We start from the raw sequence: 21,126 nt of genomic DNA on the forward strand, positions 1-21,126 counted from the left end.
TTTCAATATTTAATCTAAAGCTATTTAGGCGCCTCATCTCTTCTATGCAAACCATAATCCCTGACAACATGGGCAACTCGAATACGATAATCATCAAAGACTTTCTCACGCCCTAAACCCTGAGCCTGATTATGCTCTGTATGCTTACGCCAATTTGCGACCGCCGCTTCATCCTGCCAGAAGGATAACGAGAGTACCTTAGCTGGCTTAGGAGGCTGAGCTTTAGAAGCTTGAGATAGAGAGGCTTGAGGCTCAGACAAACTTTGAAAGCGCTCAATAGAAATAAAACCCGGCATCTTAATTAGGCTTGCCTTTAATAAATGAGCTAACTCAAAATAGGTATCTACTTCATCAGGTTTAAGCTCTACTTCAAACATAACAGCTATCATATTGACTCCTTATTAAAAGTTTTTGCCTTACACCAGTAAGTCGACTCTACTGAGGTTAAAAAGCGACGCGTCTCTTGCAAGATAAATTGTTCTTCTTTGGCAAATTCAAAGTTTTCTATTGCCTGAGCATCCTGCTTAAGCCTTATCCGATAGGCTTCATAGCTTGCCAAGCTATCAAAACTAATAATACCAAACGCTTGATAATTAGTGCCTTCATGGGGAAGAAAGTAACCCACCAACTCGCCGCCACAACGGGGAATAATCTGCCCCCAGCTATTAGCATATCGAGTGAATTGAGCCAGCTTAAAAGGGTTAATCTTGTATTCGATAAAACAGCTTACTGTCATTTCCTGCTCCTTAGGGTTTGATTAAATCAAATTGTTTTTGATGATGAGCAGAAGTCTACTTAAGTCAGTTAAAGCATACTTCGATGTGGCTCGAAGCATGTATTCAAGAAAAGCCTATATTGCCAATGAGTCTGCATACAAACCTAAGATGTATGCGAAAATACAAAAGAGACACTTGCTTATTAGGTTTAAGGGAGAACACTGTGGAATTCAATATCGCGCAAGTCGCCGCTTTAATGGGAGATTCAAGCCGTGCACTCATGCTAAATGCGCTTTTAGGTGGCAAGGCATTAACTGCGACAGAGCTTGCCACTTATGCTGATATCAGTGCTCAAACGGCCAGTACTCACTTAAACAAACTTGTGGAGGGACAACTCATCCAAGTGAGAAAACAGGGTCGACATAAGTACTTCCAACTAAAGAACTATCAGGTGGCAGAAGTACTAGAAGGCATGCTTAACTTAAATGCCCAGCTATCAGCAACCCAAGTAAGCAGCCAAGACATTAACACTGGGCCAAATGATGAACGCTTACGGCATTCACGTATTTGTTACGATCATTTAGCAGGCGAAATAGCGGTAAAGGTTTATGATGCTTTATTAAGAAAAGGATGGCTCGCTGAAGATAATTTACAAGTTAACTTAACTGAGTCAGGCAAGCTTGCTTTTGCCTCCTTTGGTTTTAATTTAGCTGAGTTCGAATCCAGTAAACGGCCACTCTGCAAACCTTGTCTCGATTGGAGTGAACGCAGAAGCCACCTTGCAGGTTCTCTTGGGAAATGGATTTTAGAAGATGCGCTATCTAATAAATGGGCAAGCCGAGACTTAGACTCAAGGGCCATTTCTTTTAGCCAATCAGGCCTTAAAATCCTAAACCAACGCTATGGTTTAGAGATAAATTAGTAGGTTGTTTTCCCTCTAGGCAAACTCAACCCATATTGATCTAACAAGGTCTTCCAATATTCATCTTTAGGCAGGCTATTTACTATACGAGATAAAGCATTAACCACATTTTCATCATGATTCACTAAGATATGGCGAGTGTAGGTTTTAAGAGGATTAGGCGAATAATAAATTTTATGGCTAAGTTTCATTTCTTTTTCGTAATACTTCATCGTCGACAAAGGAATCAAAAAACTACTGACTCTGTCCTTCAATAACATGCCAATATTTTGCCTAGCCGTTGTCACATCTTTACGTGCTATTTTTCCTGCATCTATTTCTTTCTGAATGCCGCCATATAAATGACCTCGAATCCCGCCTAACACAAAGCCTTGCTGCATCAGAGATTCGGGGCCGCTATAAATAAAAGGGGTTCTCGCTCTAGACACAAAGGCTTGCTCGTCTTCAAGCACCCTAGGAGTCCAATCGTATTTTTCCCGTTTTATATCCGCAAAAAAGACAGGGTTAACCCAGAGCACAGCCCCCTTAACACCCTCTTTAAGATAAGAGTCCAATCGTTTTCTTGGTACTATTTTCAGCTCATATTGATAGGGACTATCTGTTTCGAATAGGTTTAGCATCTCAACAAAGTCGTAGTTTAAACCCTTTCTATCTGACTTGCTAATCACAAAGGGAGGGTAATCGTAATAACTCCATAAAGTCACTACTTCTTTACTTTTAAGCCCAGAACTAAAGATCAAACCAGATAAAATAATAAGAGGAATGAATAGTGTTTTCAGCACAAGAAGCTCCTGAACATTGGGAAAAGTAAGCTTTAAATTAAACCCACTCAACCAATAATAGATGATAAAACCCACGCTTGCTGGTCGCTCTAATAATCCGTCTTTTTACCAAGAGGTGCATCAAGACCATATTGATCTAACAGAGCTAACCAATAATCGTCCTGATCAAGTTGCTTGACCACCTTATCTAAAGCCTGAAACACACTCGAATTATGATTCACTAAAATGTGCCTTGTATAAGAGTTAAGGGGGGTCGGCGAATAATAAACCTTATGGGTTAGCTTCATTTCTTTTTCATAGTACTTCATGGTAGTTAAGGGAATTAAAAAACTATCCACTCTGTTTTTTAAAAGCATGCCGATATTTTGTTTAACATAGCTCACGTCACTGCGAATAATCTTACCCGCGTCAATTTCCTCTTGTATGCCACCATATAAATGGCCACGAATACCTCCTAAAACAAAGCCCGGTTTCATTAGAGAGCTCGGACCATCAAAAATAAAAGGGCTTTTACTTTTGGAAATAAAACTTTGCTCGTCTTCTAATAAGCGCTCTGTCCAACGATATTTTTGCCTTTGTGTATCAGCGAAGAAGACAGGATTAACCCACAAAACAGCCCCTTGAAAACCATTATTGAGATAAGAATCGAGCCGTTTTCTAGGTACAACTTCCAGCTCATATTGATAGGACTCATCATTTGAGAAAAGGTTAAGTAGTTCGACAAAGTCGTAACTCAGGCCCTTTTTATCCGACATACTGATGACAAAAGGCGGGTAATCATAATAACTCCAGAGAGTCACAACTTTCTTACTTTCTAGGGAAGTGCCATTAGCTAAGGAATAGCCATTAGCTAAAGAAGAGCCATTAGTTTTTGAAGTGTCGATCAAAGGTGAGCTAACAAGAGAAGAGCTAAAAAAACACAAAAACAGGGATAACGCCAAAAAACAATTACGCACAAAACCACCTAGAGACGAATCTCTTTTTGCTTATATTTTAAACAATAAAAATATAAACGATTGGTCAATATTCATGCAATTTTGACGTTTTCACTTTATGAGAAGAAAGACCACCAACAAGAACTTATAGTGGCCTTGATATTATGTCGTGCGCAGCATTCATGCGGGCTCTGTTATAATAAATTAGCACCATCGAATTCAGACAAACTCAGTTGCTTTAAATCTAAGTCATCAACACAATTCAGGTTTACACGATAAAAGCCTGGTTTACGCAAAGTTTGGTGAAAAGGGTAAATACCGCACTGATTACAAAAATGATGTTTAGCCACTTCAGTGCCAAAGGTATAAGTTGATAAAGCCCCTTGTTGAATGTCTCTTTGCAACTCAGCTTCACTCACAACAAAAGCACTCATAATAGCGCCCTTCTTAACACACAAAGAGCAATTGCAGGTTAGCCCCTCAGTAATTTGAGGGACATCGAAAGCGAATTTCACACTGCCGCAATGACACTGACCAGAATACTGCATATAAAACCTCGACCTTAGCTAATTATTTATGGATAAAAGCATTAAACAAATTCAGGCTAAATAGCGTAAACTCTTGCGGTTAAGAGAAGCAAGCTTCAAAAACCTAAAAAAAGAGTAAGCTTTTAACGATCTAAACCAACTAACAAGCCTAGAGAAAGCATTTGAAACCCTTTAAAGTCACAGACCTACCAAAGCATATAACTTATCAAATGACAGCCATCCCAAGCGATGACGCAAGAGTCTCTGGCACGCCAGATAAAACCCCTTTTAATAAACAAGAAGCCGCCGAAGTACATTACCTTATCACCCGCTTCGCCAGCGCTAAGCGCCTAAAGCTTAAAAAGTCACTGGTCAAAGTGGCAGAGGTGATTCATGCAGAGCTGCCAAAAGAGCAAAAAACTCAGATTGAAGCCATGAAGTGGCTACAGGCGAACTGGAATAAGTTTTAGTGCCTTATTCCGTTTTCAACAAATACAAAAAAGCCGATGAGACTATAACCTCATCGGCTTTGTTAATCACTAGTACCTAATCGCAAACCCATTGCGACCTAGCACTTAGCGGGATTTTGTTTTCAGGCGAGGCATAAAGTACGCAGCGCGGGAGTTTATAGGCATAAACGACCAAGCGAGTAGCTTTATAACAACGCCTGAAAGCAAAAGAGCCTTAGTGCTTATACCAACACTAAGGCTCTCTTACTCATATTCCAGACGTTCAAAAAATGCAGTGCGTGAGTTTATAAGAATAAACGACCAAGCGAGTAGCTTTATAACAAAGTCTGAAAGCAAAAGAGCCTTAGTGCTTATACAAGACTAAAGCTCAATCCAAAACTATACGGCTTTCTTCTCAATGCGGTATGCATGTAAAAGAGGCTCAGTATAACCTGAAGGCTGAACTTCACCTTTGAAAACAAGATCACAAGCCGCTTTGAAAGCAATGCCATCAAAGTTAGGTGCCATGTTTACATATTCGCTATCGCCAGCATTTTGTCCATCAACAATAGCCGCCATACGCTTCATAGATTCCATAACCTGCTCTTGTGAGCACACGCCGTGTGCTAACCAGTTAGCAAGATGTTGAGATGAGATACGCAAGGTCGCTCTGTCTTCCATTAGGCCAACATTATGAATGTCTGGCACTTTAGAACAACCAACACCTGCATCAATCCAACGAACAACATAACCTAGGATACCCTGAGCATTGTTGTCGATTTCAAATTGGATCTGCTCAGCAGTCAGTTCACTCGCATCAGCCATTAGCGGGATGCTTAGAATATCATCTAGGCTAGCTCGACCACGGCTTGAAAGTGCTTCTTGGCGTTCAAAAACACTGACTTGATGGTAGTGAGTACTGTGCAAAGTCGCACCGTTTGGCGAAGGAACCCAAGCTGTGTTAGCACCAGATTTAGGGTGACCAATTTTTTGCTCTAGCATGGCAGCCATTTCATCTGGCATAGCCCACATACCTTTACCGATTTGTGATTTACCTGGAAGGCCGCATTCGATACCGACATCAACGTTCCAATCTTCGTAAGCTTGAATCCAAGCTTGTTGCTTCATGGCAGATTTAGGCACAAAAGCACCAGCATGCATAGAGGTATGAATTTCATCACCAGTACGATCAAGGAAACCTGTGTTGATGAATACAACACGTTCAGAAGCGGCACGAATACATTCTTTTAAGTTAACAGTAGTACGACGCTCTTCGTCCATGATGCCAACTTTCAGCGTATTGCGAGCAAGACCAAGTGCATCTTCAACACGGCCAAATAGCTCAACAGCGAAAGCCACTTCTTCAGGACCATGCATTTTTGGTTTAACAATGTTCACACTACCAGCACGGCTATTCGTTAGCGTATTGGTTTTGTTTACATCATGCATAGCGGCAAGCACAGTCACCATGGCATCCATGATACCTTCTGGCACTTCATTACCGTCTTTATCAAGGATCGCAGGGTTAGTCATTAAATGGCCAACATTACGAACAAACAGCATACTACGGCCGTGAAGTACAAGTTCAGCACCATCAGCACCGGTGTAAACACGATCAGGGTTTAACGTACGGGTTACGGTTTTGCCATTTTTTTCAAATGACTCTTCCAAAGTGCCCTTCATTAGGCCTAACCAGTTTGAATAAACTTCAACTTTATCTTCTGCATCTACCGCTGCAACAGAGTCTTCACAGTCCATAATGGTTGTGATTGCTGCTTCTACGATTAGATCTTGAATGCCAGCGCTATCAGTTTTACCAACTACGCCATTAGCATCAATCAAGATCTCAATATGCAAGGCATTGTTTTTAAGCAAGATTGCACTAGGTGCACTTGCTTCGCCACGGTAACCAACAAATTTTTCTGGCTGAGCCAAACCCGTTGTTGTGCCATCAGCTAAAGTAACAACTAATTGGCCATTTTCGACAACATAAGCTTGAGTACCAACATGAGAACCATTTAATAAAGGCGCAGCATTGTTTAGGTGATTACGAGCAAAAGCAATGACCTTGTTGCCACGAGCTGGGTTATAACCTTTACCTTTTTCAGCGCCACCTTCATCAGAAATCGCATCTGTACCATAAAGAGCATCATATAAACTGCCCCAACGACCGTTTGCAGCATTAAGTGCAAAACGTGCATTCTTAACAGGTACGACTAGCTGAGGGCCAGCTTGCTCTGCAATCTCAACATCAACATTGGCTGTTGTGATTTTAAAATCAGGACCTTCAGGAAGTAGGTAACCGATTTCTTGTAAAAAGGCTTTATATGCGACTGCGTCATGCGCTTGACCCGCACGCTCTTTATGCCAAGCATCAATTTGTGCTTGTAAGCTTTCACGCTTCGCTAACAGATCTTTGTTTTTTGGTGCCAGATCAGTCAGAATGGCTTCGAAGCTAGCCCAAAATTGCTTCGTTTCAATACCTGTTCCAGGTACGATTTTATCATTCACTAGTTGCCAAAGGTTTTCGGCAATTTGTAAGCCACCTTCTTGAATTCTTGCAGTCATAAACCCCTTCCTAATCTTTAACTTTTAGTCTTACTAGTTTGCTCATTTAGCATGAGTTGATTGTATCAGAATTTCATTTTGTGAAACATATGTTACGAGCTGTTAACACTTATTCCTCACATTCATACAAATAATAAGATCATTCATACAAAAAATGATCATTTCAATTATCACTGACTAACTATATTTGCTTTTTTCACTAGGCAAAATTGTAATTTATTTTCACAAATTGCTATCAAGCCAGTAAAAACAACAAAAACTTGTACTAAAGCTACATACAGCGCCGATTAAGCAGGCTTTTCAATAAATATAGCTGTCTATAAATATGACCCCATTTCATTGAAAAAGCACATTCATATTCTAAATGATAGTAATGCACAATATAGATTAGACTAATTCAGGTTAAATTCTCTATGCTGTTTCACATGGTCAAGCAAGCGCTAACGCAAGCAAATGTTAATGACCAGATGCAAAGCTTAGAAAGAAACTGAGTCCTTAATAAGCTTCATCAAAAAAACAAAAATTTAATAAACAGTGCTAACTAAGTAGTGCAACTGTCACCAGTGAGGAAGAAACATGTCAAACTATAAAAACGATATCGACACTACCGCTAGCCTTATCGCATCTCAAGGTGCGCCATGGAATGCAATTAACCCTGAGTTTGCCGCTCGTATGCGTGCTCAAAACCAATTTAAAACTGGCCTAGACATTGCCCGTTATACTGCAAAAATTATGCGTGCAGATATGGAGCGTTACGATGCTGACTCTTCACAGTACACTCAGTCTCTAGGTTGCTGGCACGGTTTTATCGGCCAGCAAAAAATGATCTCTATTAAAAAACATTTTAATAGCACAGATCGCCGTTACCTTTACCTTTCAGGCTGGATGGTTGCTGCTCTTCGCTCTGAGTTTGGTCCACTTCCTGACCAATCTATGCACGAGAAGACCTCTGTATCTGGTTTGATCGAAGAGCTATACACCTTCCTACGTCAAGCAGACGCTCGTGAACTAGGTGAATTATTCCGTAACTTAGATGCGGCTCGTGATGCTGGTGACAATGCTGCTGAAGATAAAGTACAAGCTGAAATCGAGAACTACCAAACTCATATCGTGCCTATCATTGCCGATATCGATGCAGGTTTTGGTAACGAAGAAGCGACTTACCTACTAGCAAAACAAATGATCGAAGCGGGTGCTTGCTGTATCCAGATCGAAAACCAAGTATCTGACGAAAAACAATGTGGTCACCAAGACGGTAAAGTAACTGTGCCACATGAAGACTTCTTAGCGAAAATCCGTGCGGTTCGTTACGCTTTCCTAGAACTAGGCATTGAAGACGGTGTCATCGTTGCACGTACTGACTCTTTGGGTGCTGGCCTAACTAAGCAGATCGCTGTAACCGCTGCTGAAGGTGATCTAGGTGATCAATACAACAACTTCCTAGATGTGGAAGAAGTTGATGCAAGCAATATGAAAAATGGTGATGTACTACTTAACCAAAAAGGCAAACTGGTTCGTCCTAAGCGTCTTCCTAGTAACTTGTTCCAGTTCAAGAAAGGTTCTGGTGAAGATCGCGTAGTACTGGACTGCATTACTTCTCTACAAAACGGTGCTGATCTACTTTGGATCGAAACAGAGAAACCACACGTACAGCAGATTGCTGGCATGGTTAACCGTATTCGTGAAGTGGTGCCAAATGCGAAGCTTGTTTACAACAACTCTCCATCTTTCAACTGGACGTTAAACTTCCGTCAGCAAACATTTGATGCTTGGACTGAAGCGGGTAAAGACGTATCAGCTTATGATCGTAACAACCTAATGTCTGTTGAATACGATGAAACAGATCTAGCAGCAGAAGCAGACGAGCGTATCCGTACTTTCCAAGCTGATGCAGCACGAGAAGCAGGCATCTTCCACCACCTAATTACATTGCCAACTTACCACACAGCAGCATTGTCTACTGACAATCTTGCGAAAGAGTACTTCGGTGAGCAAGGCATGCTAGGTTATGTGAAAGGTGTTCAACGCCAAGAAATCCGCCAAGGTATCGCTTGTGTGAAACACCAAGCAATGGCTGGCTCTAACATGGGTGATGATCACAAAGAGTACTTCTCTGGTGATGCCGCGCTAAAAGCGTCTGGTAAAGACAACACCATGAACCAATTTGGTTAATTCTCTGCCTCCCCGCATTAGAGCTGATTGACATAGGCTCGAAAAAGAGAGTTACCAAAACCCTGAAAAGAGGCTGGCTACCATAAGTCCAGCCTCTTTTTTTTGGCTTTTAATCTCTAATAAAAAGACAAATCTTAATCTGAGAAACTTATCCTAGATAAACTCAATAAGGTTATCAGTCACTCGCTAAAGCATCCCACCAGTCGTAAACATACAAAGCAAGATAGATAGGCAAAAGCGCCCAAATAAGAGGGTCGTCCCAAAAGGAAAAAGTGGTTCCAATTGCCGCGATGGCAAGCACCATAAGTTCGGTGACACCAACAAATAAAAGAAACTTAGTGATATGAACAAAATAACGCTGAACGGTATGAGCTAACTTAGTCTTTTGGTAGGTTGCTTCAAATACACCAATGATACCTGCGGCCATTAACAAACCTATCACAGTCAAGATAGATGACTGATTCGATTTATCCATTTCAGCCATACTCTCAAAGGTATTCAAAAACAAAATAGGAGCTACCAGCCCCAACAAAATACCTTGTTTAATCGCTACTTCTAAATAGAACTTAGGTTTTTCCATTTATAGCCAATCTCCTGGGCTTTTTAGCTTTCGTTTAAGAGAAAGGCTGGGCTCAATTTATGCAAAACTGAAAACAGCCTTAAACGATTAATTCTCAGAATCAAAGACAACTTTGCCTTGTAACATTGTCATCAGGATTTCAGTGTCAGCAATCTTATTAACACGCATTTGTCTTATGTCCTTTTCTAAGATCGCAAAGTCAGCGGATTTCCCCACTTCAATAGAGCCTGTCACCGCTTCCAAACCCAAGCTGTGAGCAGAATTAATCGTATAAGCCTCTATCGCACTTTCAACATCAGGAAGGCCAGTCTTCCCCATGATGACACTGTTAGCGATACCCACTAATGGATTAATATCATGCACATTCCAATCACTGCTTAGCGTGACGTTTGCCTTGGTGTCATAAATAGCTCTTAAATTCATCAAGGCTTTAGTACGTTTTGCCCCTAAAAAAGCCTCTGCCCATTGATGCTCATGATAAGCGACGTAATCTGAACCTACCTGGAAATCGGCAGTAATATCAAGCATTTCAAAGCGTGGTACATCTTCTTTATCCACCAGCTCTATGTGCGTTAAGGTATAAGGTTTGCTGGAACCTAGGTCTCGCATGGCAGCAATAGCATTTAGAGACTCCTGCACTGCGCCATCACCAATGGCATGGATATGCGCACTGAAGCCAATTTTATCTAGTTCACTCAACCAAGTTTTCATTTTTTGAGGCGGTATATAGTTGATACCACGGGGCTCATCAGGAATATAAGTATCAAAATAAGGTGTTAGCATTTTAGCTGTGCCATTAATAAAAATACCATCACTGTACATCTTCACCTGATCGACCAATAACAGATTCTTCTCATTTCGAGATTGAATAGTCGATAGATAGGTCAATTGCTCTGCCATAGGATCTGTTGGGTAAATCCAAGGCCTTAAAGATACGCGCGCGGTGAGATCACCTAACTTTTGTGCTTCTTGCCACACTTCATACCAACCCCGTTTCCAATATAAACGGCCATCGCCAATCGTAGTAATACCATGAGCTGCAGCCTGCTCAAGGCCAGCCATCAAACCGTCATAACTTTGATCAAATTGGTTACTTAGACTATTCCAAGCCATCTCCATCACAATATCACCGGCGTTATCCATCAGAATGCCATTCAGCTCGCCTGTTTCTTCATCCTTTAGAATCTTCCCGCCTTGAGGCTCTGGAGAGTATTTAGTAATGCCAGCTTGTTTTAATGCCACAGAGTTAACCCACATAGAATGAGAAGTCTGCTCCATCAAGACTACAGGCTGATCAGGGAAAATCTTATCTATCACTTCTAACGGCGTATAAGGCCCTCTTTCTAATAACAAGGCATCAATTGAAAACCCATAACCCGTTAACCATTCATTTGGATTCGCATTTCGACGACAAGCTTTTAAATAACGAACCTGCTCTTTCAAGTTGCCATCCATGCTTAATTCACAGCTACCACCCGCTTCAGATGCGGCTTCAAACACGTGGTTGTGGTTATCAATAAAACCAGGCATCACAAATGCGTCTTGCAAATCCACAAGCTTGGTTGCAGATGATTGGTAGCCCAAAGCATCAGCTTGATTACCTATATAGAGAATCTCACCATTCGACACTACGATTGCATCTGCCGTATCGTGACCATAAATAATCCCATTGGTAAGGATCATATCCGCTTGCGCAAAAGCAACAGTGCTTGCACTTATTGCCAAGCCTGATAATAGTGCTTTAGATAAAACCGCTTTCATCACGTCTTCCTTCACATATCTTAAGATGAATATCAAAATCCATTAATTTTTTACTGACCTATATTCCCGCAATATTGAATGATAAAGAGGCTAGATTCAATTTTTTAACCACACTGTAAACAGTTCGCCTTTATTATTTTTCAACTTATTGATGAGCATTAAACTCAGTAATGAGCCAGTGACGAAAGGCGGTCACTTTTTTACTTGGCGCAGAGAGCTCATTTACAAGAATATAATAACTTAAGCCTTCTAAACTTGAGCCTTGGGGATGCCTTTTTAACCAAGCTTGTTGCAATGGGGTTTGGATAAGTAAATTACTCACAAATGCGATACCTTGCCCAGCAAGTGCGGCCTGAATCGTATGCTGTTCTTGATCATAGGAACGAATCATTAACTTGCTACTCACTTCATTTTCCAACTCAAGAACGCGCTGCCAAGTCATAGGCTTTAAGCCAGCGTTTTTCCATTTTGTCTCTATTAGCTGCGCCTTTCTAAAATCAGGAAATGCCTGTATATAAGCCTCTGTGGCATACATGCCAAACTCTTCGGTCACAAGCTTAGTGGCAGCCCTATCTTGAGGGTCAAACTCACCATAACGGATCGCTAAATCTATACGCCTATCTTTAGCGAGATCCTCTAATGCGTCTTCGGTTTTTATCACCACTTCAATGTCAGGATGAGACTGATAAAAACGCTCTAGGTTTGGCACTAACCACTGGGAAGCAAAAGAGCTGGTCGTGCTCACACAAAGGCGTGCCTTTTGGTTCGAGATTTCCTCAAGCACGGCCGAAATTTGTGCAAGAGATTGATGAGCCACCTGCGCTAGCTTCTCACCATCTTGGGTTAGAAGAATATGGCGAGTTTTTCGCTCGAACAATAAAGTGCCTAGCCTTTCTTCGAGCGCTCTTATTTGATGAGAAACAGCCGTTGGCGTCACATTCAACTCAAGAGCAGCTTCTTTAAAACTTTTCAATCTTGCTGCCGAGTCAAACACACGAATACTGTTTAGTTGGGGTAAATGAGAAAACATAAAACACTTATATGGATGAGTTAATCTCATCTATAAGAAAAAATTCATCTTTTGTCAAAGCAAACCTTTCACCCCATGATAACCACAAATCAATCAGGCCTAAAAAAGCCAGATGACACTCTAAACAGAGAAAAGCAAAAAGGAGACAAAAGCATGCAAACAGATAGCCCAAAGATACTTCATATAGATACCAGTGCGAGACAATTCGATGAATCCAGAGAGAAACATAATTCACTTTCAAAGAAGCTTGCTAACCGCTTTAAAAAACAATGGTTAGCCATACAACCAGAAACAGAATTCATCTATCGAGACTTAGCATTGAGCCCACCAGACTTTATTGATCAAGCTTGGATAGAAGCCGTCTTCACCCCAGAAGCACAAAGAACAGAAGCACAAAATGCGAAAGTATCCCTATCAAACACCTTGATAGAGGAGTTAATTGCGGCAGATATCATTTTGCTTTCAACGCCCATGTATAACTACGGCATGCCAGCGGTATTAAAAGCCTGGTTCGATCAGGTGATTCGAGTAAACAAAACCTTCTCATTCGATCTTAAGCGAGGTGACTATCCGTTAGAGCCCTGCTTATCAGGAAAAACCATGGTGCTTCTCACCTCTTCTGGCGAGTTTGGTTTTGAAGCAGGCGGCATAAGAGAAAGCATGAACCACCTAGGCCCTCATATCAAAACCCTGAGCCACTATTTAGGTGTCGAAAGCTTCTATGAAATTGGTTCAGAGTATCAGGAGTTCGGAGATGAGAGACATGCTGAATCATTTTACAAGGCAGAAGAAGCCACTTCAAAACTTGCCACTAAATTGGTGAAGCAGTATTCGTAAAACAATATTGGTAGATAATAATGTTCGCTAAATAGTTTTACAGAGGATTAAACAAAAAAGCCAAACTGATTAAGTAAAAGTAATCTAATCAGCTTGGCTTTAATACATTAAAACGGCTCTCAGTTTTTAACTTGTAAAAGCGCTAAACCAAAACCAATAAAAATGCCGCCTGTCACACGGTGGAAAATTTTAACGAGACTCACATTTTTAAACCAATGACGAACGGACTTCGCTAGGTAACCAAAGCTTGCTAGGCTGATAAAAGACAGCGCCATAAAGGTAAGTGTCATTATCATAAACTGTGGGAATGCCGCTAAGCTGGTATCCAAAAACATAGGAAAGAAAGCAACAAAAAAGAGAATTGCTTTTGGATTAGTCATGGCGATCATGAAGGCTTCTTTGAACTTAGCAAAGTAGTTTATTTTAACGCTAGCTATCTGTTCATCTTCAGATTCAACAAAGAAGGTATCCTTACTTCTAAACTTTTTAATCCCAAGGTAGACAAGGTAGCAGGCACCTAAAACTTTAAGAATAGTAAAAAGAAGCGCTGAGGTTTTTAGCACTAAGCCCAAACCCAACATTGAGATAGAAGAGAGTATAAATATCCCCATGATATTACCCAGCGCAGCTGCAAGGACAGATTTATAACCCCAAGACACTCCGTTCGAAATTGCCAGTATGATAGCAGGCCCAGGACTCACTACATTTAAAAATGCTGCTGCGGTGAACATTAACCAAACTTCAAATGCCATGTTTATCCCTCTTTGTTGACTAAGGTTTAATCCCATTCAATAGCCCAAAGATTCTACGCTTTTTGTATAAGAAGGATACAAGTGAGCGGAAAAACACTTTTTATTTTCATTATTTTTTATCAATAACCTAATACAGAAGCGACTACTTCAAGTCACTCTCTAGATTTTGCCATTGTGTACTCAAGGTGACCTGTAAACTCGTCTTTTTGCTCACTTTTAATACTAAAACCTTGCCCTAAATAAAATTGAATACTTGCCTGATTCTCTTGATACACAGACAAACTCAAGCTATCTCTTTGCTTTAATGCATGGACAATAAGCTGCTTCCCGATACCTTTACCTTGAGACGCTGTTGCCACAAAAATTGCAGCCAGCTGATCATCATTGAGAGAGTAAAAAGCAACTACTTTAGCATTCTCTTCATAAACATAAGTTTCTGAGTTAGGAAGATAAATATCTCGCATCGCCTCGACTTGAGACTGCCATACTTGCTCGTCAACAAAGTTGTGAGCCTTGATAGAAGCCAAAAGCCATATATCAACTAGTTCTGGGATATCATTTGGAGTTGCAGGTCTAATCATTTTATTCACTATTTTCTTCACCGGTTTTCGTTAAAGCCATTTGAGTCAGGCCATAGTGACAAGATTAAGTGAGATATGATTGAAGATTTGCGGCAGTTTCGATTTAAAAAGAAGCTATATAAATAAGATAAGAAAATACTTAGAAAGCCTTGTCGCCTTTAAAGTTGAAGCACAACTAAAAGGGATCATTTTTTGTTGGTAGATCTAACTTTATAATTTCTTTATTACATTGATTGCAGACTGTTTTATAAGTTAATTTAAAATCAATAAAGAAACTTAAAAGCTTAAAAAAGTAAGGTAGCGACTTAATAATCAAGGCAATAAAAAGCAAATAAGCGGCTATAGCCCTTACATCAAATGAGTCTTTTCCATAATCATTTATTTCACTAGCCATGGCCGAAAAAAATGCCCAACCAATTAAAAACAAGATAGTGCCAAAAAAGCCACCTAAGAACAGTATACCAATCATATCGCCGATACTGGCTCTAAAAAACAGTTTAGATCTTCTAATTTTATTACAGCATTTATACGGCATAATTCCCTTTGCTTCTCAATAAATGTTAATACTTAAGTAAATACAAAATACCATAAATAAGATAGCTGAAGAAGCCGATCACTCTTTTACAAAAAATCGATAAAATCCCACCTTTATAATTAGTAAAGTATTTTTGGCGATAGTTCCAGTAACCCATAAAGTAAAGACAGATACTTCTAACTAGATGCGTTCAGATATCTTCAATAACTCACAATCTACAACCCTCTGAATACCAAAAAACCCCAGACAAGCTGAGGTTTTATTAAACTTTCTACAGGCTCGAAATGAACCCAGAGAGTTCACTTTAAGCCACACTTACATCAACATTGATGTTACCGCGAGTGGCGTTTGAGTAAGGGCAAACCACGTGTGCTTTTTCCACTAGGCTAGTGGCAGTTTCTTTATCAAGGCCTGGGATAGAAACACTGATTGCCGCTTCAATACCAAACCCTGTTGGAATAGGGCCAATACCTACACTTGCAGAAACTTTGGTGTCATCAGGAATCGCGACTTTTTCTAGGCCTGCAACATACTTAAGCGCACCTAGGAAACATGCAGAATAACCTGCAGCGAACATTTGCTCTGGGTTAGTCCCTTCGCCACCAGCACCACCGAGCTCTTTTGGCGTAGATAATACAACATCCAGTTTGCCGTCATCAGATTGAGCCTGACCTTCACGACCACCTGTTGCACTTGCGTATGCTGTATAAACTGCTTTTTCTAATTTCATGGTTTTATCCTCTATTTTGATTAATTATCTTCATTTATATTTTAAAGTAGTCAACTATTAAGTAGCGCACTACTTTTATGTTTTTAAAAAAAGAAGTTTTCACTTCTTCCTTAGCCTTCATTCAAAAAGTATTACATGTTCTTCAATAAGTTATCTCTTAATTTCTCTAACTTATCTTTGATTTCTTTAAACTCTGTCATATCCATATTAGCGGCACATTTAGCCTTTTCCATAATACTAGCTACCTTGGCTTCCATCTCTTTTGCATTTTGCGTTAGAGAAACAATGACACTTCGCTCATCTTGCAAGGCACGCTTTCTTGTTACTAAATCACTGGCTTCCATTCGCTTTAATAAGGGAGTCAGTGTGGCAGAATCTAAATACAAGCGCTCGCCAATGGCATTTACCGCCTGCTCATCTTGCTCCCATAAGGTCACTAGGACCAAATACTGAGAGTAAGTTATGTCTAATGGCTTAAGCAGCTTTCGGTATAACTTGTTCATTGCTAATGAGGTTGAATAAAGTGAGAAGCACAATAAATCATCAAGCTCAGGGGCGGACGTTTTTATTGAAGTTTTATCTGACACTTAAGCTCTCTCATTAACTGTAAATTATTTTCTAAAATCAGCTTATTTATCAAGCTTGTTATGCAATATACATAGCGCACTATTTAAAATCAAGCTTTGCGTTACACCTTTTTAATAAAGTGCCTCAAGTAGGCTGAATGACGAAGATCTCTCACTTATCATGATGAGCCTCTGATTGCTCCCATAATACGGGGCCACTGGCCTCTTCTCCCAGTTTGTCATCTGGGTTACGTAATTTGCACTGTGTCATAGAAAGACAACCACATCCGATACAGGTATCTAGTTCATTTCTTAGGGCTTGTAACTTAGCAATCTTAGTATCTAGCGCTTCTTGCCAAGCATTTGCCATTTCCTGCCATTCAGCTTTACTTGGGGCATGATCAGAAGGTAAATGATCCATGGCTTCTTTAATTTCAGATAAACTCATACCCAGCATTTGCGCGGTTTTAATCACTGCAATGCGACGTAAAACATTTCTATCGTAGCGCCTTTGATTACCCGCATTACGCCAGCTTTGAATCAGGCCTTTCTCTTCATAAAAGTGCAATGTCGATACTTTTACATCAGCACGTTTTGCCACTTCTCCGACACTTAATGCCATAAAGCTTCCCTTTTTATTTTTACTTAAAAAGCAAAGCACCTGCCCAGGATAGGAAACAGGTGCCAACTTTAACTTTTGAGCAACTTTATTAAGCACTTTTTCTGATAAAGCTTAGAAAGAGGTAACTTAATTACAGTTTTTCTAAGCAGATTTTACCAGATTTTCATCTGTATCTTGCGCTTCGCCTTTGTGACTTAACAAAGCTTTAATCAAGGAGATTGTCATTAATACCATGATCACAGAAAAAGGTAGAGCTCCGATAATCATGGCCGTTTTGATCACTCCTAGACCACCTGCAATTAACAGAGCGCCAATCAGAGCCGTTAAGAAAATACCCCAAACGATAATATGAGAACGTGGTGTTTGTGCTGTGCTACCACCCGCATTAATAGTGTTTACCACCAAAATAGCTGAGTCAGCTGACGTCACCAAGAAAGTCATTAGCAAGACAACAATCACTGCGGACATCAATTTCGCCCCTGTATCAGACATCAAGACATTCAAAGTCTCATAGATTTGCGCCGAGATGTTCGCCCCTAGAATCTTACCTTCGGCAAGACCTGAAAGCTCAAGATCTAAAGCGGTACCACCAACAAAGGTAAACCAAATAAAGCAAACAAATGAAGGTATCAAAGTGGCACTTAAGACAAACTCTCTGATGCTACGACCTTTAGAAATACGTGCAAAGAAGATCCCCACAGCAGGCGCATAGGCTATCCACCAAGCCCAATAGAAGATAGTCCAACCTGACTGCCAATCGCCTAAAGCTGTGCCTTTTTCTTCAACGTTAACCGCCATAGAAACAAAGTTAATTAGATAATCAAATGTGCCTTTTGCGAGTAATTCGATCGCTAAAAAGGTTGAGCCAAAAATTAAGAAAAAGACTAATAGAACACCAGATAAAGACATGTTGACATTACTTAGCCATTTTACGCCTTTACCTACACCACTCACGGCAGACAAGGTTGAAAGCGCCATCACAAAGACTAGCGCCACTATCATGGCAGTCATGGTAGGAGCGCCATCCACCATAATCCAATCAGCACCTGTAATATTGTAAACACCTGAAGCAAATTGGCTCACACCATAACCTATGGTCACAGCTATCCCTAAAATAGTCGCTAACACTGCCGTAATATCGACAACATGCCCAAATGTACCATTTAGCTTATTGCCAAATAGAGGTGTTAATACAGAGCGAATAGTAAGTGGTAAGCCCTTGTTAAAGCCAAAATAAGCTAACGCTAGGCCCACTAGTGCGTATATCCCCCAAGCGGAAAAACCCCAATGTAAAAAGCTGTAGCGATAAACTGACTCTAGGGTTTCGCTTTGCTTAGCAGGTACCAAACCTTGAATGATATCAGGGTTATTGGCGAAGTGATAAATCGGTTCGCCGGTTGAATAGGTCAACATGCCCACACCAATACTGGCACCAAACATCATTGAGACCCAAGAGAAGCGCGAGAACTCTGGCTTTGACTCAGCACCACCTAGAACGATATTCCCCACTTTAGGTATCATAGCCAAAGCAATGGCGGTCAAGGCAAAAAATGCCATGACATAAATATAATAGGTACCGAAGTTCCCTAAAACCAAAGCATTCACTTTTGACAGTACCGCTTTTGCTTGATCAGGAAAGACCAAGGCCCATAATACCAGCACCATGATTAACATCTTAGACGAAAGGGTAACCGCATGGTTAAACCCCTTATAAAAGCCATCTTGGGCTGTGTCTATGACAACCTCGTTTGATTGATTTTTCATACAGATACCTTGTTTTTATTATGTTTGTGGTAAGCAGCGCACTCTCCCTAGTGCAATAAAAATCCGTTTTAAACTGCTCGTTTAATCACTCACATCAGAGGTTTCAGGCAAGAGTTGATCCGCCTGAAAACCTAGGGTAATCAGTGATAACTTATTAAATTGATTAATGAATGACGTGAGTTTTAAGCGGCGCTAAGCTCAGCACCTGTGTCTTTAGCAATAACAAGGGCGTCTACAGCAATGCTTCCCTTGTCATTGACTATGATGGGGTTAACGTCGATTTCGTTAATCACATCAGCCAAATCAGCCGCTAAATGAGAGAAGTTAGCCAGTTGCTGGGCAAGTTGATTAAGGTCTGCTGCTTTCGCGCCTCGAACACCAGCTAACAAAGGACGAGTTCTTAAGCTGTCTATCATTGTCATGGCTTCTACTTCATCAAATGGTGCTAAAGAGAAAACCCTATCTTTCAAGACTTCGATATAAATGCCGCCACTACCGACCATGACCATAGGGCCAAACTGCGGGTCGTTTACCATACCAAAGGCAAGCTCTGTACCTTGACCCACCATAGGCTCAATCGTCACTCGGTAACCCAAACGATTCGCAAGATCATCATAGGCTTCACTCACTTCAGTCACAGAATTAAGATTAAGCTTTACCCCACCTACATCTGACTTATGGTGAATATGAGGCTCGGCGGTTTTAAGCACCACAGGGAAAGTCATGCTCTCAACAGCTTTTAATGTGTCAATTTGGGTGTGCGCTTCTTGTGGATTCGCAATACCAATACCGTAATCAGCTAATAGGTTTAAGCTGTCGGTCTCACTCATAGGTACGCCATTTGCTAATCGGGTATGCCATTTATCTTTGCGAGCTGGGTTACTGATGTTCTCGACAGTGGCATGTGCTTTGGCTTGTTGGTCACGATTAGCGAATAGGTTTGCAATCGCCTTAACCGCATTCTCGACACCGTTTACTAATGGAATATCATGATCCATCAAGTCTTCAGCAATGCCTGCATTTAGCGCTAATGAGAAGGTATTCAATACAATGAAGGGTTTGCTTGAATACTGTTTTACTTCTTTTGCTATTTCGATAAATTCTGGCATATAGATGAATTCATCACGGGCTTCAAATTCGAATACACCCACAGCCACATTTGGATCTTCCATAATGTAACGCACACTATCACGGAAAACTTCCGCATAATCGGGTGTGAAAGGCCCTGCTGCATCCAATGGATTAACCGCCTCTAAACCTAGAGGCAACCTTTGTTTAAGCTTATTCATGGTGTCGTCAGTCAAGTTAGCAAAGGTCAAATCATGCTCTTCTGCTGTATCAACAAATAACTCACGCAAACCACCTGAATCACCAATATAGCCAAGATCACCAGCGCCTAAATTGCCTCCTTGAGAAAGAATCTGAGCACAGGTCATAAGGTCATCAAGTGAGTCTGTGGCTATCACACCGTATTTCTTAAACAAGGCATCATAGGCGGTATTATTGCCAGCGATGGCACCTGAGTGAGTCGCCGCTAGTTGCGCACTAACTTCAGTACGGCCAACTTTCGTTACCACAACAGGAATGCCTTTACGTTTGGCTTTCTCTAATACTTTGACGAAGTTTTCAGGGTTACGAATGGCTTCCATAAAGATGGCAAGAACACGGGTACTTTCTTGCTCTAGGGCGAAGTCCATATATTCATCAAGAGAGGTCGCAATTTCTTGCCCTGCAGATACCACAAGGTTAAAGCGGAAACGCCTATCGTTTGATGTTGGTAAAACAAAAATAGAACCCGAATGTGCAATCAAAGATATGTGGCCCGCTTTTCGCTCACCTGGTGATTGAAAGCTAATATAGGCTTCGTTATCAAAATTGTAATACCCCATGCAGTTACCACCGCAAATCGGCATATTGGCTTGTTTAGCTTTATAAGAAAGTCGTTCCAATAGGGTTGGGCTGGCTTCTTCTTCAAGTTTGCAATAATCGAAGATTGTCACCCCGCCGATATTCAAACTGATGGCTTCATCAAAAAGCGGTTCCATTCTATGACTCGCCACACTTAACACAGCCATATCAATCGCTACTGGGATATCAGATAAGCTTGCGAAACATTTGTGCCCTTCTATCTCATCGTATCTTGGGTTAACAAGAAAAACCTGCCCTTTATAACCGCCACTTAGCAGTACCTTTAACATGTCATGGCCTACCGTACCTTCCCTTGGAGAAACACCAACAAGGGCAATGGTTTGAGGCTTTAGTAGTCGATCTAGGTAATGTGTATTTGAAAGTGTCAT

Annotated in this window: 21 protein-coding genes; 4 read left to right on the forward strand and 17 right to left on the reverse strand. The window is 40.8% G+C overall.

Going from position 1 to position 21,126, the window contains the following annotated elements:
• Positions 1-20: 20 nt before the first annotated feature.
• Both OA91_RS07350 and OA91_RS07355 read right to left on the reverse strand, forming a co-directional pair.
• Entirely contained in the window at positions 21-389 is a 369-nt protein-coding gene (locus tag OA91_RS07350; protein WP_063337427.1) for an antibiotic biosynthesis monooxygenase family protein, read from the reverse strand.
• Complete coding sequence (locus tag OA91_RS07355; protein WP_063337428.1) at positions 386-736, reverse strand: NIPSNAP family protein; 351 nt, start codon at positions 734-736, stop codon at positions 386-388. The genes OA91_RS07350 and OA91_RS07355 overlap by 4 nt, the downstream gene beginning before the upstream one ends.
• 203 nt (positions 737-939) lie before the next feature.
• On the opposite strand from OA91_RS07355, the gene OA91_RS07360 reads away from it, so the two are divergent.
• On the forward strand, positions 940-1,638 hold the full coding sequence (locus tag OA91_RS07360; protein ID WP_231870334.1) for an ArsR/SmtB family transcription factor: 699 nt from the start codon (positions 940-942) through the stop codon (positions 1,636-1,638).
• Here the strand turns inward: OA91_RS07360 and OA91_RS07365 are convergent.
• From OA91_RS07365 to OA91_RS07375, 3 genes are all read right to left on the reverse strand, one after another.
• Positions 1,635-2,420 carry a transporter substrate-binding domain-containing protein gene (locus OA91_RS07365; protein WP_063337429.1) on the reverse strand — a complete coding sequence of 262 codons (786 nt, stop codon included), beginning with the start codon at positions 2,418-2,420 and terminating at the stop codon, positions 1,635-1,637. The genes OA91_RS07360 and OA91_RS07365 overlap by 4 nt on opposite strands.
• 89 nt (positions 2,421-2,509) lie before the next feature.
• Entirely contained in the window at positions 2,510-3,376 is an 867-nt protein-coding gene (locus OA91_RS07370) for a substrate-binding periplasmic protein (protein ID WP_063337430.1), read from the reverse strand.
• Positions 3,377-3,549: 173 nt separating this feature from the next.
• A complete protein-coding gene (locus OA91_RS07375) occupies positions 3,550-3,903 on the reverse strand; it encodes a GFA family protein (RefSeq protein ID WP_046016905.1) in 354 nt (117 codons plus the stop codon).
• A gap of 161 nt (positions 3,904-4,064) precedes the next feature.
• Between OA91_RS07375 and OA91_RS07380 the strand changes: the two genes are divergently transcribed.
• The gene (locus tag OA91_RS07380; protein WP_052702058.1) at positions 4,065-4,352 is read left to right on the forward strand and encodes a hypothetical protein; all 288 of its coding nucleotides are present in this window, start codon (positions 4,065-4,067) and stop codon (positions 4,350-4,352) included.
• A 378-nt stretch (positions 4,353-4,730) separates the two neighbouring features.
• Here the strand turns inward: OA91_RS07380 and OA91_RS07385 are convergent, their stop codons facing one another.
• Positions 4,731-6,899, reverse strand: a complete 2,169-nt coding sequence (locus tag OA91_RS07385; RefSeq protein ID WP_063337431.1) for a malate synthase G — start codon at positions 6,897-6,899, stop codon at positions 4,731-4,733.
• A 576-nt stretch (positions 6,900-7,475) separates the two neighbouring features.
• On the opposite strand from OA91_RS07385, the gene OA91_RS07390 reads away from it, so the two are divergent.
• On the forward strand, positions 7,476-9,071 hold the full coding sequence (locus OA91_RS07390) for an isocitrate lyase (RefSeq protein ID WP_063337432.1): 1,596 nt from the start codon (positions 7,476-7,478) through the stop codon (positions 9,069-9,071).
• Positions 9,072-9,246: 175 nt separating this feature from the next.
• On the opposite strand, the gene OA91_RS07395 is transcribed toward OA91_RS07390, so the two are convergent.
• The 3 genes from OA91_RS07395 to OA91_RS07405 all read right to left on the reverse strand — a co-directional run bounded on the left by OA91_RS07395 (position 9,247) and on the right by OA91_RS07405 (position 12,442).
• Positions 9,247-9,651, reverse strand: coding sequence for a hypothetical protein (locus OA91_RS07395; RefSeq protein ID WP_063337433.1), 405 nt, complete (start codon positions 9,649-9,651; stop codon positions 9,247-9,249).
• Between the two features lie 87 nt (positions 9,652-9,738).
• Positions 9,739-11,412 carry an amidohydrolase gene (locus OA91_RS07400; protein ID WP_063337434.1) on the reverse strand — a complete coding sequence of 558 codons (1,674 nt, stop codon included), beginning with the start codon at positions 11,410-11,412 and terminating at the stop codon, positions 9,739-9,741.
• Positions 11,413-11,557: 145 nt separating this feature from the next.
• Complete coding sequence (locus OA91_RS07405; protein WP_063337435.1) at positions 11,558-12,442, reverse strand: LysR substrate-binding domain-containing protein; 885 nt, start codon at positions 12,440-12,442, stop codon at positions 11,558-11,560.
• A gap of 153 nt (positions 12,443-12,595) precedes the next feature.
• Here OA91_RS07405 and OA91_RS07410 point away from each other — a divergent pair, with 153 nt between their 5' ends.
• Complete coding sequence (locus OA91_RS07410; RefSeq protein ID WP_063337582.1) at positions 12,596-13,279, forward strand: FMN-dependent NADH-azoreductase; 684 nt, start codon at positions 12,596-12,598, stop codon at positions 13,277-13,279.
• Between the two features lie 119 nt (positions 13,280-13,398).
• Here OA91_RS07410 and OA91_RS07415 read toward each other — a convergent pair whose 3' ends face one another.
• From OA91_RS07415 to OA91_RS07450, 8 genes are all read right to left on the reverse strand, one after another.
• Entirely contained in the window at positions 13,399-14,031 is a 633-nt protein-coding gene (locus tag OA91_RS07415; protein ID WP_063337436.1) for a LysE family translocator, read from the reverse strand.
• A 152-nt stretch (positions 14,032-14,183) separates the two neighbouring features.
• Positions 14,184-14,612, reverse strand: coding sequence for an N-acetyltransferase (locus OA91_RS07420; RefSeq protein ID WP_063337437.1), 429 nt, complete (start codon positions 14,610-14,612; stop codon positions 14,184-14,186).
• A 175-nt stretch (positions 14,613-14,787) separates the two neighbouring features.
• Positions 14,788-15,147 (reverse strand): hypothetical protein, encoded by a 360-nt coding sequence (locus OA91_RS07425; protein ID WP_157203792.1) that lies wholly within the window; start codon positions 15,145-15,147, stop codon positions 14,788-14,790.
• Between the two features lie 304 nt (positions 15,148-15,451).
• Entirely contained in the window at positions 15,452-15,877 is a 426-nt protein-coding gene (locus OA91_RS07430) for an organic hydroperoxide resistance protein (RefSeq protein ID WP_063337439.1), read from the reverse strand.
• A 131-nt stretch (positions 15,878-16,008) separates the two neighbouring features.
• Positions 16,009-16,464, reverse strand: a complete 456-nt coding sequence (locus OA91_RS07435; RefSeq protein WP_063337440.1) for a MarR family winged helix-turn-helix transcriptional regulator — start codon at positions 16,462-16,464, stop codon at positions 16,009-16,011.
• Between the two features lie 151 nt (positions 16,465-16,615).
• The gene (gene soxR, locus OA91_RS07440; RefSeq protein WP_063337583.1) at positions 16,616-17,065 is read right to left on the reverse strand and encodes a redox-sensitive transcriptional activator SoxR; all 450 of its coding nucleotides are present in this window, start codon (positions 17,063-17,065) and stop codon (positions 16,616-16,618) included.
• A 141-nt stretch (positions 17,066-17,206) separates the two neighbouring features.
• On the reverse strand, positions 17,207-18,829 hold the full coding sequence (locus OA91_RS07445) for a BCCT family transporter (RefSeq protein ID WP_063337441.1): 1,623 nt from the start codon (positions 18,827-18,829) through the stop codon (positions 17,207-17,209).
• A 182-nt stretch (positions 18,830-19,011) separates the two neighbouring features.
• A complete protein-coding gene (locus OA91_RS07450; RefSeq protein ID WP_063337442.1) occupies positions 19,012-21,126 on the reverse strand; it encodes an acetate--CoA ligase family protein in 2,115 nt (704 codons plus the stop codon).

Source organism: Marinomonas sp. SBI8L (assembly GCF_001624705.1).
Taxonomy (GTDB): Bacteria; Pseudomonadota; Gammaproteobacteria; order Pseudomonadales; family Marinomonadaceae; genus Marinomonas.